The organism is Verrucomicrobiota bacterium, from assembly GCA_034440155.1.
GTDB lineage: Bacteria > Verrucomicrobiota > Verrucomicrobiia > JAWXBN01 > JAWXBN01 > JAWXBN01.
Genome location: JAWXBN010000115.1, coordinates 1 through 18058 on the forward strand (window position 1 = coordinate 1; position 18058 = coordinate 18058).

The following is an 18058-nucleotide window of genomic DNA, read 5'->3' on the forward strand; positions in this document are numbered from 1 at the left end:
GATTTTCCGGGGCGGGGATGACTTGACTAAACCCTGTGAAGATTTTCTTGAACCTCTTGGCTTTCAGGATTAAACAAAATGCACAAAAATCTCTAAGATTAATCAGCAAAGAACCAAGATTATAGCATATACGACTTGTAAGGTTCCAGCTGGGGGAAAAATTTTCAATTCAAAACAGGGTGCTCACAGTCCTGGATCAACCGATTATCCCATTTATCCGTGGGGATGGAACATATCCTGACATCTGGGCGGCGAGTGAAAAAAAGGTCATGGATGCCGCTCTCGAAAAGGCTTACGGCGGGAAGAAAAAGATCGCTTGGATGGAGGGTGCCACCCAGATCAAGTGTTCAGAATTCGGTGATAATATCATCGCCCACATGTAGGGGGGTAAAGGAAAATCGAGAGAGTTCCGAATTCCGGGTTCAGAAGACGTGAGATTTTAAAGCCGGGGCAATTTGCTCCGGCTTTTTTTATGTCTTATTTTTAGTTTAATACTACCACCTTTAAGAGAGGGTGATGGTTGAAGAGAGGTGATAGGATGGGCCTTATTCCGCGTGAGGAAACAGCCCCGAGATCCTTAAATCTCGAAAATAACGTTACCGATCTGGACTTTGTCACCGGGTTTGAGGATGGCGATCCGGTCGATTTTGAGACCATTAACCTTTGTCCCGTTCGTGGAGTTTAAATCTTTAATCAAAAGCAGGTCATCCCAAGTGCGGATGGCGCAATGGCGCTGGGACATGCTCGTATCTTCGATACAAACGTCACAATCCTCCGCACGTCCAAAGACGAGTGGTTCATCGGAAAAACTGAGTTCTTTTTCCTCCAGTTCGACAATTTTTTCTTTCTCTTTCATCGAAGCATATCATAGCTGAATCAAGCAATTGTCAAAAGGGAAAATTCAGGCCATAGTTTTGGCTGTCATGTTTTTCCAGCAATTTTATACCATCAAAGACCTACGGGCGTGGTCGCGTAAAGAGCCTTCGTTAGGGGTGGTAGGGTTTCCGGTGAAACATTCCGCTTCACCCCCGATGCAAAATGCCGCGCTGGAGCAATTTGCGGAATTCAAAGATTGGCGTTACTTCCGTTTCGAGATTGAGGACAAGGATTTAAAGGAGGCCCTCCGGATTTTTGGTGAGAAAAATTTCATCGGATTAAATCTGACAGTGCCGCATAAAGTAATGGCCTACCACATGATTGATCAGCGGGATGAATCCTCTGAGACTGTCCAGGCGGCTAATACCCTGCTTTTTGACTGGCCGGGCAGCGGCTCCCTGCCTGAGGGATATTCGACTGACGGCTACGGCCTTTTGAAAGGGTTGGAGACTGATCTGTCATTTGATCCTCAAGGCAAGACCGTTCTTTTACTGGGAGCTGGTGGAGCTGGCCAGACAGCGGCGATTACCCTAGAAAAGCAGGGGGCGGAGGTTTTATGGCATAACCGCACCCCGCAGAAGGTCGCCGCATTGATTCCCGGACTGGGATTAGAGAATACGTATATGGTGAACCCCGGGCAAATTGCGTGGGAGCAAATTGATCTGGTGGTGAATTCGACGAGTGCCGGGCTGGGGGAGAAACCGGTGAGTCCACTGGATTTCGGGACAGTTTCAGGACACAAGGAAAGTCTTTGCGCCTATGATATGCTTTACGGGAAGGACAAAACGGCTTTTATCTCGGGGGCGGAATCCCTGGGGATCCACGCCGCAGGAGGATTATCGATGCTCCTCCATCAAGGGGCTAAAGCATTTGAAATCTGGACAAAAAAGCAAGCTCCGCTAGAAGTAATGGGCGAAGCATTAAAGAAAGCGATCTATGGAATTAAATGATATCTTAATGAGTGGACCGATGATGGTGGTGGTGTTTATCTTCGGAGCCTGTATAGGGTCTTTCTTGAATGTGGTTATCTATCGATTGCCGCGCGATTTGTCTGTGAATAGCCCCCGGAGATCATTTTGCACAACGAGCGGGAAAAGTATTCCTTGGTATGACAATATCCCTATTGTCAGTTATCTAATGCTTAAAGGGAAGTCACGTTTTGACGGGCAACCCATCTCGATCCGGTATCCGATTGTCGAGGTATTGACCGGGGTGTTATTCCTCTGGGTATGGTCAGCCCATCCGGGTAACGCCGTTACGGCATTCCTTTATTTGATTCTTACCGGGTTCTTGATTGCCGGTTCAGGTATTGATTTTGAGCATTATATTATTCCCGATGAGATTACAAAAACGAGTATTGTCATGGGGATCGTTTTGAGTGCGATTTGGCCTAATTTACACCGGACGGAAGATTATGGTACTTCCTTTGGTTTGGGAATATGGGGTGCATTATTTGGTTATGGCCTCCTCTGGATCGTGGGATACTTGGGTAAAATAGCCTTTAAAAAAGATGCCATGGGCATGGGGGATATGAAGCTCCTAGCCGGGATCGGGGCGTTTCTCGGGGCACAGGCGGTTCTATTCTCCCTCGTGATAGCCTCCTTTGCGGGGGCTGCCGTCGGACTCTCCTTAGTGGCAGGCAAAAAGAAGGAGCTTTCCACAAAGATTCCTTTTGGTCCTTACCTTTCTTTTGGTGCTTATATCTGGATGGTCGGTGGTGACAGGTTATGGGATTGGTATCTCAGGACATTAATCCCATCCGAAGAGGTAGCCAAACAGGCTATCGGACTCATTACCGGTTTTTAAAGGGTCTCGCAAGTCGCGATAAAAAGGTCAGCCCCGTAGGATTCACGCATTTTTAAGGCTATTTGTGTGGCCGATTCTTTCGTGTCCGCAATCCCGAAAACGGTCGCCCCACTCCCGCTCATCATGGAGGCTATCGCTCCCGATTTCAGGAGGTCTTCCTTGAGGATATTCAAAACGAGATGTTTTTTTAAGACAGGCAGCTCTAGCGAATTAAAGATATGTTTTTGGAGCTGGTCGTAGTTCCCGCTATTGATGACATCCACGAGGGTGCCGATCGGTGGGGCAATTTGCGCGGGACATGTGGCATAGGCTTCATAGGCCCATTTAGTGGATACTCCAAATCCTGGATTAACCATGACGAGGTGCAATTTGCGCGCGAGTGCGACGGGTTCGATTTTTTCCCCGCGCCCTGTGCAAATAGCAGGGGTAGCTTTTACAAAAAAGGAACAGTCTGAGCCGAATTCCGCAGCAAATTGCTCTAGTCGGGCATCGTCGAGACTCAGATTCCAAAGTCCGTTTAATGCCTTGAGTGTCACGGCCCCATTGCTCGAGCCTCCCCCCATACCTCCTCCCATCGGAGTGTATTTCTCAATGTGGATATGGAGTCCGCGGGCGGGGATTTTGAGTGCGTTTTCGAGGGTTTTTACGGCCTTATAAACGAGGTTAGTCTCGTCGCAAGGCACATCAGGCTGGTTACAGGACAGGGTGGTTTTACCGGAGGAATCCTCCTCGATCTCTAACCAATCCCCGAGACTCAGGGGCACCATGAGCGTTTCAAGCTCATGAAAGCCGTCAGGACGTTTTCCGGTAATTCGGAGATAAAGGTTCGTTTTTGCCGGCGAAAAAATCTTCATAGTCATAAGGAAGCGTTTGCGTTTCCTGATAGAGAGGCTTAAATTTTCACTATGATGAAGTCAAAACTAATCGTCGCTTTGGATGTGCCTGAAGAATCAGAAGCTAAAAAAATAGTCGAGGAGCTTCATGATTGTGTCGCCTATTTTAAAGTGGGCATGCAGATGTTCACCCGGTTCGGTCCGGGGCTTGTGTCCTATATCAGGGGAAAAGGAGCAGATGTTTTCCTTGATCTGAAATTTCACGATATTCCAAATACGGTCGCGCACGCGGTGACCTCTGCCGGTTCCTTAGATGTAGGAATGCTGACCATCCATGCCTCGGGGGGATCAGACATGATGCACTCGGCTATGGAGGCTGCGGGTAAAGTAGCCCGTAAACCGGTGGTTTTAGCCGTCACTGTCCTGACGAGTATGGATCAGTCGGATATGGAGGAAATCGGGATCGATCATACCGTATCCGGGCAGGTCCTGAATCTGGCCCGTTTAGCGCAGCATTCAAAAGTGGACGGATTGGTTTGTTCTGCCCACGAGATTTCATTGATCAAGAATGATATTTGCCAGAAACTGACATTGGTAGTCCCCGGTATCCGTCCGGCTGGGGCCGATACAGGGGACCAGAAACGGATCATGACCCCGAGACAGGCTATCGATGCGGGGGCAGGCTTCCTTGTGATTGGTCGCCCGATCATTGAGGCTCCTGACCGTCGTAAGGCCGCCGAAGACATCCTCGCTGAAATTGATTAGGATATCCCTGTAGAGCAGGAGGTGTATCCATCTGATCCACCCTGATTTTCCGGCATGGACTCTATCTCTGCCATGGATGATGCCAGCATTTACCCCAAACAGAAAAGAATACAGGAGGGGTGAATGATTATGATTGATGAAAAAATGAAACCCCACCGGGGGAGGTGGGGTTTCGGGAGAATGCAGCCAAGAAGTGGCTGCATATATTGGGAAAGAATAATTTAACGTTTTGAAAATTGGAAACGACGGCGGGCACCGGGTTGACCAGATTTCTTACGTTCTTTCATACGGGGATCACGTGTCATGAATCCTGCTTTTTTAAGAACAGCGCGGAGTGTCTCATCGTATTTACAAAGGGCGCGGGAAATGGCGTGGCGTGCTGCGCCGGCTTGACCAGTGATTCCACCACCTTTAGCGGTGATTTTGATATCGAATTTTTTTGTTGTTTCGGTCACAATAAAAGGATTCAAAATCTGGTTTTGAAGGCTTAGAGTGGTGAAGTAAGCTTCGAAATCGCGGCCATTAACCTCGACTTTGCCCGTACCGGGTTTTAGAACGACGCTTGCTGTGGCTTCTTTACGACGGCCGATTGCTGCAGGTGATTGAGTGGTTGCCATATACTTTTAGTAATTAAATCGATAGGGGTTCAGGATTTTGGGCGGCATGCTCATGTTCGCTGCCTTTGAATACGCGGAGTTTTTTAATGATTTCACGACCCAGAGTATTATGAGGAACCATGCCTTTGACAGCATTAAAAACCAAGAGCTCCGGATGGCGTTCGCGGCGTTTGGCGACCGTTTCGGATTTATGTCCACCGATAAAGCCGGAGTAGGACATATAGGTTTTTTGGTTTTCTTTTTTTCCTGTGAGACGGATTTTTTCGGCATTAATAACAATGACAAAGTCGCCCGTGTCCACGTGGGGGGTAAAAATGGCCTTATTTTTGCCTCGGATAATGTCGGCGACTTTTGTCGCCAGACGGCCCAAGATAACGTCTTTCGCATCCACAACATACCATTTGCGGATTACTTCTTCTTTTTTAGCAGAGAATGTTCTCATTTCAATAACTCTTCCTTTCTTAACAACAAGAGCCGAGTATTAATAACGATTGCTTGTCTTCTGTCAAAAACATTTTTAAAAGAGATATCAAATGTCCTCCCCGAAGCCTATCACCAGCTATACGACCCCGATCGCCCCCGATCAGGCAAAAGTCCTCAAGGAAATCCTCAAAAATAAGGAATTCGCCTTTAAAGACGTGCCTTATGCGGTATTTTCGGCCGGGAAAAACAAACTGAATGTGACGGTTTTTGAGAGTGGAAAATGCCTTGTCCAAGGCAAAGGTACCGAGGAATTTGTCCAATTTATTTTAGAGCCTGAAGTCCTCAAGGAGGCGAAGATCGGGTATGAGTTTGAGTTAAATCCCGATCAATTACTGACACGGGTGGGGGTCGATGAGAGTGGAAAAGGGGACTTTTTCGGGCCTTTGGTGACGGCGGCGGTGTATGTGAACGAGGAGATCGTCTATCAGCTTAAAGATTTGGGAGTGAAAGACTCCAAACGAATCACGAGTGATAAAAAAATCGCTGATATCTCAAAAGAAATCCGTCATATCCATGGGCTTGTCTATGATGTGATCTCTATTGGTCCAGCGAAATATTCCGCCATGTGGCAGCGGATGGGAAGTGTGAATGAGATATTAGGATGGGCCCATGCGACCGCTCTCGAGAATGTCCTTAAAAAAACAGAACAATGTCCTTTGGCGATTTCTGATAAATTCTCCGTGAGTGAATGGACGGTTAAAAAATTCCTCGGTGACAAAGGCAAACAAATCAAACTCATCCAGCGGACCAAGGCGGAAAGTGATTATGCAGTGGCGGCGGCTTCGATCCTCGCCCGGGATGGATTTGTCCAAGGATTATATGCTTTAGGCAATAAAATGGGGGTGATCCTGCCCAAGGGGGCTTCTGCCCAGGTCAAGGAAGTCGCCCGCGGGATCGCGACGAAGTCGGGGGTGGGAGCTTTACATGAAATTTGCAAGACACACTTTAAGACTTTTGAAGAGGTGAAATCATTAATTTAAGGCGAATCAGATCGATTGCTTGATTTTTATCCGGCACTGAGCATGATGCAGCCTCGAAAGAGAAAATTTTTTTAGATGAATCCTGAAGATAGCCAATATTTATTAGATTGCCTAGATGACATGCTTGTCATTGTGGACTCATCAGCCGTTGTTACCCAGATGAACCGGTCGGCTTACGAGACGATCTCACAGGATTATGTCGAGGGGGGGGATGTGCGTCAAGCCGTGGGTAAACCTCTGCAGTTCACACTTAAAGATAGTGAATTTTATATTAATATTGAAGAGGCCCTCCAGCAGGTTATCTCGGGGCAATTAGAAAATTACCGGAATCAACTCGCTTTTAACTCGGGCGGAACGACCGGTTTTTTCCAGATTACCATTTTTCCGGACAGGGATACTACAGGGATCACTGGGGCTATCCTGACATTTAAGGATCTTTTTTACGAAAAAGAACTCCAGGAGCAACTCCTCCAGACTGAGGAACTTTTCACATTTAAGGAAGTCCTACTCGGGGCGGCCAATGAACTCAATAACCTCCTGACGATTATCGGGAGTTCGGCAAACTTGATCCAATCCCGCCCGGGCATCGATGAGAAACTTTTCTCTGACATCACCATGATCGGTGACCAGACCCTCCGTGCGAAAGGGATTGTTTCAAACCTTTTAACCCTCGCTAAAAAACACGAGACCAAAGTCGGGCGTGTGGACTTAAATCAAATCATCCAAAAGACTTTTGAAATCCGTCAGTATGAGTTAACCGTCAATAATATGCTGATGGAGTTCGACCTTAATGAGGTTCCCCTGACGGTGGGTGATTCTTACCGGATACAGCAGCTAATCCTAAACCTGATGAACCAGTCGATGGAATCGATCATTATGTCTGGACTTACAGGGACCATTAAGATCTCTTCAGGCATGGAGGGGGACATGCTGAAATTAGCCATTAGTGATAATGGCCCAGCATTCCCAGAGGCGGATTTACCTCAAATATTTAATGCTTTTTATGTGAATCCTGCATGTGAACGGAAGGTGAGCATGGGGTTATCCATCTGCCGCAGGATTGTGGCGGAACACGGCGGGCAGATTTCCGTGAAGAATGTTTTCCCTCGTGGAGCAGAGTTTATTATCCTCATCCCTGTGATGGACCCCCAACAATACGGGATCGTCTCTGATACCCCGGATGAGACACTCGAAAGTGGTGATGGCACCCATGGGGCACGTGAAATTTATAAAAAAATCATGGTCGTCGATGATGAAGAAGGTATCAGGATGGTTTTGAGCCAGCTTTTGGAGTCTTTAGGTTATGAAGTCATCCTCTCAGCTGACGGACGTATGGCACTGACCCAGATTATCAAGGAAAAACCCGATGCCATTATCTCTGATATGAGAATGCCGCACGTGAATGGGAAAACCCTCTTTAAAGCCATTCAAAAAATTAATCCTAAGCTGGCGGCCAATATGATGTTCATCACTGGGGATGTCGTCCGGAGTGACTCCTCCAGTTTCTTGAATGAATACAATTTGCCTTACCTGAACAAGCCTTTCATGCTTAATGACCTGGAACGCGCCCTCGACAAACTGGCCACCACGGCGGATGCCCGTATGAATCTCAACGTGGTCTGAAGTATCTACTCGATTCCTCTGGTCTTTCGCGCAATTTGTTTAGAGGTCAATAGAATCGACAGGGAAAAAACAGATTTCCCTTTTTTAGGAGTATTTAGAGTCGTGATAAATACCTTCCGCGATAAAACTTTTTTCTTTCGTGGGTTTTTGTTACTCCATGACCATGCCAATGATAAAAGTAATTCAGGATCGTTCGTACGGTATTTTAAACGGGGCCTGCGCCCTCACGGTGCAGGGGTGGGGGAGACTCAGTTCTCTACCTGTATTCTGTCTTTCTGCCCTACTCCTGATATCCTGTTCGGCGAAAAAGCAGGAGATTTTTGTTGATCGGAATCCGATTCCCGAGGATGCGGTGATGGTCAAAAGTCAGCCGGGAAAATTTGGGGGCGTCTATCTCAGCGCCACTTTTGGGGATCCAAAAACATTTAATCCCGTGATGGCGGAGGAATCCTCCTCTACGGATATCATCGGTTTTGTGTTTAAGGGGTTGACCGAATACAATTCAAAAACCCAGCAGGCGGAACCGTCCTTGGCCAAGTCTTGGGAAGTCGCCGCGGACCAGAAGACATGGACTTTCCATTTGCGTAAAGGCATTAAATGGAGTGATGGCACGCCGCTGACAGCCGATGACGTGGTCTTCACCTTTAATGACGTGATTTATAATCCTAAAATCGTTAACCGCGAACGTGATTACCTCTCCATTGACGGAAAACCCTTTACTGTCACCAAAATCGATGATGAGACCGTGCAAATTGTTACCCCGGATATTTACGCCCCATTAACTACTTTTATCGGAACATCCATCCTCCCCAAACATAAACTCGAACAAGCTGTAAAGGAGGGGAAATTCGAATCCACGTGGGGGGTGAATGCTGCCTTGACAGATATCGTCGGGACAGGGCCGTACACCATCGAGAGTTATATCCCCGGGCAAAGGACTGTTCTGACGCGTAATCCCCATTACTGGAAGGTGAATACGTTAAAAGAACGTTTGCCCTATATTAATAAGATCGTGTTTAACGTGGTGCCGGATATGAATGCCGTCCTGATGCGTTTTTTGGCGGGGGAATCCTATGACCTAGGGGTTCGTCCCGAAGATGTCGCCACGGTAAAAAAGAAAGTGGATGAATCCGGTAAGATCACCATGATTGACCGCGGCCCGAGCACGACGATCAATTTCCTTTGGTTTAATATGAACCAAGGTAAAAACCCGAAGACACAAAAACCTTTTGTCGACTCGGTAAAACTGAAATGGTTCCAGAACCAAAAATTCCGCCAAGCCGTCTCCCACTCGATTAACCGTAACGGCATCATTCAGTCTGTCCTGCTCGGACTAGGCACCCCCCTGTGGGGAATCAAAAATGAGGCTGATAAATGGAATAACCCGAATGTGAGGAAGTACCCTTATGACTTAGATGCCGCGCGCAAATTGCTCCAGGAAGCCGGATTTAAATATAATGCCCAAGGCAAATTGCTCGATGAATCGGGAAACCCCGTGGCCTGGACACTGCTGACCAATCAGGGGAATAATACCCGCGAACAAATCGGGAATATCCTCGTCGAGGACTTCCAGAAACTAGGAATGGATGTCCAGCTCAAGACAGTGGACTTTAATGCCCTCGTAAATAAAATCACGGACACCTACGATTATGACGCCATCATGCTCGGCCTCGGCGGGGGTGCCCCCGATCCGGTCTCCAGTATGAGTGTACTCATGAGCAGTGGGCGCATGCACCAATGGTATCCTAACCAAAAAACACCGGCGACACCTTGGGAAGCCCGGATCGATGAGCTCATGCAGAAACAACTCAAAACCCTCGACGAGAAAAAACGCCGAGAATATTTTGATGAAGTGCAGATGATCATGAGCGAAGAGTCCCCGTATATCTACACTGTCACCCCCCAATCCTACGCCGCCTATTATAATTTTATCAAGAATATCGATATCCCCCCCCAAGGCTCTATCCTTTGGAACTTTGATGAACTGTGGCTGGATAAATAACCTCAGGAACCAATCTCCTCCTTATTTCCGCTCCTGAGCTTGACCCGTCAAAATGGACGGATAGAGGAGAGGTCCGGGGGGGGTGAACTCGTGGCTTGCACTTAGGATGGGCTTGTTTAAATTGTGCGGGAAGTCCGGCTTTTCCGGGGCAGTCCTCGGGAAGGAATAGAGAGTAGTAAAACATGACACGGTAAGGACCCTAAAAAGAATTGAAAACCTATATCATCAGGCGGCTATTGCATATGATTCCCGTATTGCTGGGGATATCATTCCTGTCGTTTCTCCTGATGGAACTCGCCCCGGGGGATTACTTAGATACCTTGAGGCTCAATCCCCAGATATCCGCTGAGCAAATCGATAAAATGCGTGTGCAATTTGCCTTGGACAGGCCTTGGTATGTTCGTTATTCCCATTGGCTAGGGAATGCGGCGACATTAAATTTTGGCGAATCTTTCCAATACCGGGTCCCGGTCACTCAATTGATCGGGGACCGGCTCTTTAATACATTTATTGTCGCCTTTGCCTCGACCCTATTCTCGTGGTCGATTGCGATTCCCCTCGGGGTGTTAGCGGCGATTTATAAGGATTCCATCTTTGACCGGATAGCGGGATTCCTCGCTTTTGCTGCACTTTCCCTACCGGAACTCTTTTTAGCGCTCCTCGCCTTGTGGGTAGCCTTGGCTACGGGGCTTTTCCCTGTGGGAGGCCTTTATGGGGTGGACTATGATTATCTTTCCCCGGTGGGGAAAGCCCTTGATCTCTTGCACCACCTGATTTTGCCGACGCTCGTGCTGGGAATCGGGGGTATCGCCTCCCTCATGCGCTTGATGCGTGGGAATTTTATTGAAACTATGAGGGCCGAGTATGTGACGAGTGCAAAGGCAAAAGGGCTTTCCGACTTTGCCGTGTATTTTAAGCATGTCTTTCGTAATGCGATTAATCCCCTGATCACCGTTTTCGGTTATTCCCTCTCCGGCTTATTGAGCGGGGCATTCCTCGTGGAGAATGTGATGAGCCTGCCGGGATTGGGGCGGCTGACTGTCGAGGCCTTTTTTGCGAAGGATTATTACCTCGTGATGGCTAGTGTGATTATGGCTTCCGTACTGCTCATGGTGGGTAATCTGCTTGCCGATATATTATTAGCCGCCGTGGACCCGAGGATCCGTTATGATAAATAACCCCGTACAAGGCGAAAAATCCATTGAAGGGCGTCACCCCTGGCTTTTATCCTTCGATAAATTGCGCTCGAACCGGGTTGCTCTTTTTTGCCTGTATTTTTTGGCTGTGATTTATGTGTTAGTCCTACTTGCGCCCTTCCTGGCGCCCTATGACTACCGGAAGAATTTCCTCGATAAGTCATTCCAATCACCGACACGGATTCATTTTTTTACGGCGGAAGGGAAGTTTTTGTTCCGCCCTTTTATTTATGATTACCAGATGGCTGACCGGATAACGACGCGGTATGAGGAAGATAAAACAAAAATGTATCCCATCCGTTTTTTTGTCGAGGGGAATGAATACAAGCTTTTCGGGTTCATCCCGATGAAAACCCATTTTTTTGGGGTGGAAGCACCCGCCCGGATTTATTTACTCGGGGCCGATCAATATGGGCGTGATGTATTTTCGCGATTACTGATGGGGGGACAGATTTCCCTTTCGATCGGGTTGATCGGGTGTTTGATCACATTCCCCTTAGGCCTTTTGGTGGGCGGGATATCCGGTTATTACGGAGGGATATGGGATACGATCATTATGCGTTCCTCAGAGGTGCTGATGTCGGTGCCCGGGCTTTACCTGATTCTTTCGTTGAGGTCTTCATTCCCGCAGAATATGTCCTCGACACAAGTGTACCTGATGATCGTAGTGATCTTGAGCTTTATCGGGTGGGCGGGTTTTTCCCGGGTCATCCGCGGGATGGTACTTTCTGAACGGGAGAAACCTTATGTGGTGGCGGCTCGGGCCTTGGGACAAAAGGATTTGGTCATTATTATCCGGCATATCCTGCCTTCGACATTGAGTTATTGTATCGTGGCGGCGACCCTGTCGATTCCGGGGTATATCCTCGGTGAGGCGGCATTGAGTTTTATCGGGGTAGGCATCCAAGACCCGGACACCAGTTGGGGCCTCATGCTGGCCCAAGCCCAGAGCCATCGAGTTTTGACATCGTTTTGGTGGATTTTATCGCCGGGATTTGTCATTTTTGTGGTCGTTCTGGCATTTAACTTTCTGGGGGATGGACTCCGGGATGCTTTGGACCCTAAGATGAAAGTAATCAAATGAGTGAGCAACCAGCATTAGAACCCCTTTTGGACGTGCGCGATTTACGTATCCATTTCCAAGACGGCGACCAGATCGTGAAGGCTGTTGACGGAATATCATTCCAGCTGGCCAAGGGTGAAACCCTGGCTGTCGTCGGCGAAAGTGGCAGTGGCAAGAGTGTGACCGCCCTATCGATTACCAAGCTCATTGCGACACCCCCGGCGATTTATTCTGGGGGACAAATCCTTTTCCACGGGAAAGACACCCTTACCATGTCCCCGTCCGAGCTGCGCTCGATCCGGGGGAGGAAAATCTCTTATATCTTTCAGGAACCTTCCTCTTCCTTGAACCCCGTTTTTAAGATCCGCTCGCAAATTGCGGAGGTTCTCCAGCTACACCGTCCGGATATCAAGGATATTGACAGGGAGATTATCCGGTTATTAGAACTCGTCGGGATCAAGGACCCGGCCTTGAGGTTTCATGATTACCCCCACCAGCTCAGTGGCGGGATGCAACAACGTGTCATGATCGCAATGGCCCTGGCTTGTCATCCTGATTTACTCGTGGCGGATGAGCCCACCACAGCCCTCGATGTCACGATCCAAGCCCAGATCCTCGAGCTCTTGCGTGACCTGAAAAAAGAAATCGGGATGGCGATCATACTTATTACACATAATTTCTCGATCATCAGCGGGATAGCCGACAAGGTCGCGGTGATGTTCCGCGGGAAGATCGTGGAGTTCGGACCGACGGCAGAAGTCATCAAAAACCCCCAGCATCCTTATACACAGGCACTGATTGAATGTGTCCCCCGCATGGGTGCACGGGCCAAACGCCTGAAAACAATCGATTACTCAAAGGTGAACGTATGAACCTGATTGAAGTCAAAAATCTTAAAGTTTATTTTCCGGTTTATGGTGGGATTTTCGGGAAAAAAATTGCTGAAGTCAAAGCCGTAGACGATGTTTCTTTCTCGATTCCAAAGGGTAAGACCGTCGGGTTAGTCGGCGAAAGTGGGAGCGGCAAAACAACCATCGGCCGCGCTATGCTCCGGCTGGCTCCGGTAACCGGCGGGGAAGTGATTTTTGAGGATAAAAATATCCTAGCCATAGGCGAAAATGAATTCAGACCTTGCCGCCGTAAAATGCAGATGATTTTCCAAGACCCGTATAGTTCGCTTAACCCGAGGATGACGATTTTTCAGATTATCGGGGAAGCTTTCGAGATTCATGAACCCTCCCTTTCCAAGGATGAACGGCGGGAGCGTGTGGGCAAATTGCTCACGCAGGTCGGCTTAAAAAAAGAGGTCATGAGCCGTTACCCCCATGAATTCAGCGGTGGCCAGAGGCAAAGGATCGGGATCGCGCGGGCTTTGGCGGTGAACCCCGAGTTTATCGTTTGTGACGAGGCAGTCAGTGCCCTGGACGTGTCCGTGCAGGCTTCCATTATTAATTTGCTCCAGGACCTCCAGGAGCAATTTGCGCTCACTTACCTTTTTATCTCCCACGACCTGGCGGTGGTGGAGCATATTAGCCACGAGGTACTGGTCATGCACCACGGCAAGATCGTCGAACACGCCTCTGCCGAGGCCATCTACGAGTCGCCCCAACACGATTACACACGCAAATTGCTCTCCGCTGTGCCGAAGATTTGAGGGGGGGGCCGAGGTAGACTTGTGACATAAAATGTATTCATTTCGGAATCATTCATAGGGAGATATGGAGTCCTGCCGACTTCTAATAACGCAATATACTTGCATTTGTAGAATATTCCTCTTTAGATGACTCACTACCTATGATTCCATTAAAAAATAATATCGATAAACGACTTCCTGTCACTGTCCTATCAGGATTCCTCGGTGCGGGAAAGACGACTTTGCTCAACCATATACTTGGGAATCGGGAAGGTAAAAAGGTCGCCGTCATCGTAAACGATATGAGTGAAGTGAATATCGATGCATCGCTCATTAGGGACGGGGTGGCACAGCTCAGCCGAACAGAGGAAAAAATCGTGGAGATGAGTAATGGCTGTATCTGCTGTACTCTTCGAGAGGATTTACTCAAAGAAGTGGCACGATTAGCAAAGGAAAGGCGTTTTGACTATCTACTGATCGAGTCCACAGGCATTGCAGAACCCTTACCCGTAGCGGAAACTTTTACCTTTGAGGATGAGGAGGGAAACAGCCTCTCGAATCTCTCTCGTTTGGATACCATGGTCACTGTTGTCGATGGATATAATTTTTTGAATGATTTTCAATCTACGGATCTTATTATGGAACGTGGACAATCCATGGGGGAAGGAGATGAACGCACTGTCGTGGATTTAATTGTTGACCAGATTGAGTTTGCCGATGTCATTGTCATCAATAAAACGGATTTACTATCGGCGGAGAAAATTGCACACTTGGAAGGAATCCTCAAAACTTTTAATCCCCGTGCCCGTATAATGACCACCTCACATGGGCAGATTCCTCTTGATGGTGTTTTAAATACCGGGTTATTCAATTTTGAGGAAGCCGCACAGGCACCAGGCTGGCTGCGTGAATTGAGAGGAGAACACATTCCGGAAACACTAGAATATGGAATATCCAGTTTCGTTTACAAAGCAAGACGTCCCTTCCATCCTCTTCGCTTTTTTAATTGGACAAAAAACGAATGGGACGGAGTGATTCGTTCAAAAGGTTATTTTTGGTTGGCCAGCCGTATGGATTTTTCTGGGGAATGGGCTCAGGCGGGAGCCATTTGCCATGACAAAATGGCGGGTATGTGGTGGGCGTCCGTTGATAAGGAACAATGGCCTGAAGAAGAGCAATATCTCGACTTGATTAAAAGAAATTGGCGCGAACCCTACGGTGATCGGCGTCAGGAAATTGTGCTGATTGGAATCAATATGGATAAAGATGACCTTATCCAAAAATTCGATCAATGTCTGCTGACGGATCAGGAAATGGATCTTGGTCCAGATAAGTGGCGACATTTGCCAGATCCTTTCCCTGTGTGGGAAATTCAGGAACAAGTCGAGACAGAAGCATAAGTTTTTATCTCCCACGACCTGGCTGTGGTGGAGCATATTAGTCACGAGGTACTGGTCATGCACCACGGCAAGATCGGTCGACCACGCCTCCGCCGAGGCCACCTACGAGTCACCCCGACACGATTACACACGCAAATTGCTCTCCGCTGTGCCGGAGATTTGATGCCGTGTAGGACCCTGTCGGGCGGTAAAAAGGATTTTAAACCGCCAAGATCGCCATGGGGTGGGGACAGTGAGTTGAGATTTTTCTGTAGCAGGTTCGACTGTGGGATGTTAAAAAGGCAAGGAGCCCTGCTTACTGAGGGGGATCAAAAAAGTATTTTTAACGCCTCAGACACACAGGGCGGAAGAGTGCGGTGGTGATCTATATTTTACGAGTCTCAAGACGCACAAGGGACGTACTCCAAATCAGGGGTTACGGAATCGGGGCTAAGTACAAACAAATAAATACGATTAATCCTTGACTAAATAAATTTAAAATAACGCAAAAGACTTGCATTATAGCGGCCTACTTGTTATTGCAATTGAATTGCGATAATGGGTAAAAAAATAACATCTTCTAAAAATGGATTCACGCTTGTTGAATTACTCGTGGTGATCGCTGTGATTGCGATTCTGGGCAGCATTGCCATTCCCGCCATAAGTGCTGCAAAAGTCCGGGCCAATCAGGTAAAATGCTCGAGTAACATGCGTCAGATCGGGATAGCGATGATTTCGTATGCTTTAGATAACGGGGGATGGCTCCCGACGACGACTCACGGGGGCGGGATGCAGAATTCTTGGATTTACCAACTGGAGGATTATGTGGGCGGGGGATTTGATGATATCAGGATATGCCCTTCCGATCCACGCGGTTTAGCTCGGAAAAATGCGAGAGGTACGAGTTATATTCTCAATGAATTTATCGCGGTAGATCATGCGAGTCCTTTTGGAGTGATACTCGAGTCATTTCGACATATGGACTCATTGGTAAATCTCGGGGGCACAATATTCGTCTTTATTGTCTCTGACAGGGTTGGTGTCTCGGGGATGAATGACCATACCCACAGCCGGAATTGGAATACATGGAATAGAGTCATCTCTGACATCCAGCCTGACCGGCACCGGTCTGGAGCGGGCACGACAAATAACACTTCGGGTGTCGGTAACTATCTCTACGGGGATGGGCGCGTGGAGGGGATGAAAGCCAACGAGTTGAAAAAAATTATAGATAGAGGGATTAATCCAGCAAGACCGCCTTCGATTTAGAAAACCCAAAAAAGCCCCAAAAAACCAAAAGGAAAAGTAATATGAAAACAACGATGAATATCAGGATACTCGCAGTAATGATGATCGGGAGCATATCTCTGTGCCTATATCCGGTCGCCGCTCAGACCGCTTTGACTACAGAGCATGTGGATTTTGGACTCGGTGAAGGAGCGGGACTAGAGCCGCACTGGCATGATGATACTAATAATATCGAGTATCAGCCGAACGAGGCTTTTGCGTTTATTGATCCCGTAGAGGCAATCAATTCGCGCCCGGCAGGAGCTCAATGGGACTTTCTAGGAATGGCCGCCGGTGAAAATGTATGGATATTACCCCAAAGCTCGGATCCCGACCTTTTATTTCTAGGAATCGGTGCTGAGGAAGTCGATCCCGGAACTTTTGATATATGGAATCCCGGTGATCCGCGGGGTGGAAAAAACGTGCCTGCTCGCTGGTTGAGAATGGAGCTGACGAGTTTTAGTGGTCCGGGACAGTTCTCCATGTTCCAAGGATTTGCCCCGACAGTCTGGATGTCCACTTTAGCTGCGCCGGCAGCGGGAAACTATTTCTATGTGGTCGAAGGCGGTCATGACCACGTGAATTGGGCATTTAGTGAGTTGGGTGTCTATGAATTGACCTTTGAAGTAATGGGTTTTATAGGGGGCAATCCGGTGACAGATACTGGGACATTTACCTTTAGTACCATGAATCCTTTACCGATTCCGGAGCCATCCACCTATGCGATGCTTATTTTTGGAGCGATTTGCGTGGGTGTGGCTGTCGTGCGAGTGAGAAGGAAAAATGTAGCTTGAGTCACGGCACAATGAACGGCAGCCCGGCTTTCTGAACGGAAGACTCCACGGGCAGGCTGCCGCTGTATTCCCCGTCGATCGCGGCGGGGATTTTTTTTTTCTCAGAGGTGATGGTGACAGAGACGGCTCTGAGAGAAACGACGTCTTTCATTCGTTTGAGGAATTTGAAGTGGACGCCGTCAAAGTAACGGATCAAGTCGGTATGTTTCTGGCTCTTGGAGATGCAAATGTCCAAGAGTCCGTCGTCGAGACGGGCCTCTCTAAAGTAACTCGACGAAAAGTTTGGTACACACTTCGGAAAGGGGTCTGAGATAGTCTTTTATCATGGGGTAGAGGCCGTGAATCAAGAGAGAATGTGAAGGAGTAAGATTCTAGGCTGAAACTAGGTCTAGAGGGGGAGAAGAAATCCTCACTGAGGAAAATAATAAAGATCAATTCCCCCTGCTCGAATGAGTCTTATCGATGTCTCGTTTTGGTTTCATACCGCCGACTTTCAGGCGGCCTCAATTTTTCAGAAACTCGGGGGTTCAAGCTTACAGTCGGCTTTCAGCCGGAGCAAAACCATTCCACCGTCTTACCCCGACTTCCGCAACTGGGGTAAAAAGGGAGGGGTGGGAGGTTATAAGTTATTGATTTTAAATGAGAGGTTATGAAAAGGTCGCCACTACATGAGGTGAAGGGATTTGAGTGATTTGCGGCGGAGGTTGAGGGGGAAGGCTGA

18 protein-coding genes and 1 pseudogene are annotated in these 18058 nt (G+C 48.1%); 14 read left to right on the forward strand and 5 right to left on the reverse strand.

The annotated features are described in order from the left end of the window. Positions 1-128: 128 nt before the first annotated feature. Positions 129-326: pseudogene (locus SGI98_11765) on the forward strand (NADP-dependent isocitrate dehydrogenase). A 251-nt stretch (positions 327-577) separates the two neighbouring features. Here SGI98_11765 and SGI98_11770 read toward each other — a convergent pair. Then, positions 578-856 (reverse strand): FHA domain-containing protein, encoded by a 279-nt coding sequence (locus SGI98_11770; protein ID MDZ4744080.1) that lies wholly within the window; start codon positions 854-856, stop codon positions 578-580. Positions 857-923: 67 nt separating this feature from the next. Between SGI98_11770 and SGI98_11775 the strand changes: the two genes are divergently transcribed. Together SGI98_11775 and SGI98_11780 are read left to right on the forward strand one after the other, a co-directional pair. Next, entirely contained in the window at positions 924-1826 is a 903-nt protein-coding gene (locus SGI98_11775; protein ID MDZ4744081.1) for a shikimate dehydrogenase, read from the forward strand. Continuing rightward, positions 1813-2682, forward strand: a complete 870-nt coding sequence (locus tag SGI98_11780; protein MDZ4744082.1) for a prepilin peptidase — start codon at positions 1813-1815, stop codon at positions 2680-2682. The genes SGI98_11775 and SGI98_11780 overlap by 14 nt, the downstream gene beginning before the upstream one ends. Here the strand turns inward: SGI98_11780 and ispE are convergent. After that, complete coding sequence (ispE, locus tag SGI98_11785; protein MDZ4744083.1) at positions 2679-3542, reverse strand: 4-(cytidine 5'-diphospho)-2-C-methyl-D-erythritol kinase; 864 nt, start codon at positions 3540-3542, stop codon at positions 2679-2681. The genes SGI98_11780 and ispE overlap by 4 nt on opposite strands. A gap of 48 nt (positions 3543-3590) precedes the next feature. On the opposite strand from ispE, the gene pyrF reads away from it, so the two are divergent. Continuing rightward, complete coding sequence (pyrF, locus tag SGI98_11790; GenBank protein ID MDZ4744084.1) at positions 3591-4280, forward strand: orotidine-5'-phosphate decarboxylase; 690 nt, start codon at positions 3591-3593, stop codon at positions 4278-4280. Positions 4281-4501: 221 nt separating this feature from the next. On the opposite strand, the gene rpsI is transcribed toward pyrF, so the two are convergent. Both rpsI and rplM read right to left on the reverse strand, forming a co-directional pair. Beyond that, the gene (gene rpsI, locus SGI98_11795) at positions 4502-4897 is read right to left on the reverse strand and encodes a 30S ribosomal protein S9 (protein ID MDZ4744085.1); all 396 of its coding nucleotides are present in this window, start codon (positions 4895-4897) and stop codon (positions 4502-4504) included. A 13-nt stretch (positions 4898-4910) separates the two neighbouring features. Further along, a complete protein-coding gene (gene rplM, locus SGI98_11800) occupies positions 4911-5339 on the reverse strand; it encodes a 50S ribosomal protein L13 (GenBank protein ID MDZ4744086.1) in 429 nt (142 codons plus the stop codon). Between the two features lie 91 nt (positions 5340-5430). On the opposite strand from rplM, the gene rnhC reads away from it, so the two are divergent. The 10 genes from rnhC (at position 5431) to SGI98_11850 (ending at position 17337) form a co-directional block, all read left to right on the forward strand. After that, positions 5431-6360, forward strand: a complete 930-nt coding sequence (gene rnhC, locus SGI98_11805) for a ribonuclease HIII (protein ID MDZ4744087.1) — start codon at positions 5431-5433, stop codon at positions 6358-6360. Between the two features lie 75 nt (positions 6361-6435). Continuing rightward, the gene (locus SGI98_11810; protein ID MDZ4744088.1) at positions 6436-7983 is read left to right on the forward strand and encodes a response regulator; all 1548 of its coding nucleotides are present in this window, start codon (positions 6436-6438) and stop codon (positions 7981-7983) included. A 163-nt stretch (positions 7984-8146) separates the two neighbouring features. Beyond that, a complete protein-coding gene (locus tag SGI98_11815; GenBank protein ID MDZ4744089.1) occupies positions 8147-9985 on the forward strand; it encodes an ABC transporter substrate-binding protein in 1839 nt (612 codons plus the stop codon). A gap of 209 nt (positions 9986-10194) precedes the next feature. Next, positions 10195-11163: an ABC transporter permease gene (locus SGI98_11820; protein ID MDZ4744090.1), complete on the forward strand. Its 969-nt coding sequence runs from the start codon at positions 10195-10197 to the stop codon at positions 11161-11163. Then, positions 11153-12265, forward strand: coding sequence for an ABC transporter permease (locus SGI98_11825; protein MDZ4744091.1), 1113 nt, complete (start codon positions 11153-11155; stop codon positions 12263-12265). The genes SGI98_11820 and SGI98_11825 overlap by 11 nt, the downstream gene beginning before the upstream one ends. Next, the gene (locus SGI98_11830; GenBank protein ID MDZ4744092.1) at positions 12262-13116 is read left to right on the forward strand and encodes an ABC transporter ATP-binding protein; all 855 of its coding nucleotides are present in this window, start codon (positions 12262-12264) and stop codon (positions 13114-13116) included. The genes SGI98_11825 and SGI98_11830 overlap by 4 nt, the downstream gene beginning before the upstream one ends. Further along, positions 13113-13898, forward strand: coding sequence for an ATP-binding cassette domain-containing protein (locus SGI98_11835; GenBank protein ID MDZ4744093.1), 786 nt, complete (start codon positions 13113-13115; stop codon positions 13896-13898). Before SGI98_11830 ends, SGI98_11835 begins: the two co-directional genes overlap by 4 nt. Positions 13899-14038: 140 nt before the next feature. Next, positions 14039-15277, forward strand: coding sequence for a zinc metallochaperone GTPase ZigA (zigA, locus tag SGI98_11840; protein MDZ4744094.1), 1239 nt, complete (start codon positions 14039-14041; stop codon positions 15275-15277). A 537-nt stretch (positions 15278-15814) separates the two neighbouring features. Then, entirely contained in the window at positions 15815-16525 is a 711-nt protein-coding gene (locus tag SGI98_11845) for a prepilin-type N-terminal cleavage/methylation domain-containing protein (protein ID MDZ4744095.1), read from the forward strand. 41 nt (positions 16526-16566) lie between these two features. Continuing rightward, positions 16567-17337 carry a choice-of-anchor M domain-containing protein gene (locus SGI98_11850; protein MDZ4744096.1) on the forward strand — a complete coding sequence of 257 codons (771 nt, stop codon included), beginning with the start codon at positions 16567-16569 and terminating at the stop codon, positions 17335-17337. A gap of 1 nt (position 17338) precedes the next feature. On the opposite strand, the gene SGI98_11855 is transcribed toward SGI98_11850, so the two are convergent. After that, on the reverse strand, positions 17339-17650 hold the full coding sequence (locus SGI98_11855) for a hypothetical protein (GenBank protein ID MDZ4744097.1): 312 nt from the start codon (positions 17648-17650) through the stop codon (positions 17339-17341). Between the last annotated feature and the right edge of the window lie 408 nt (positions 17651-18058).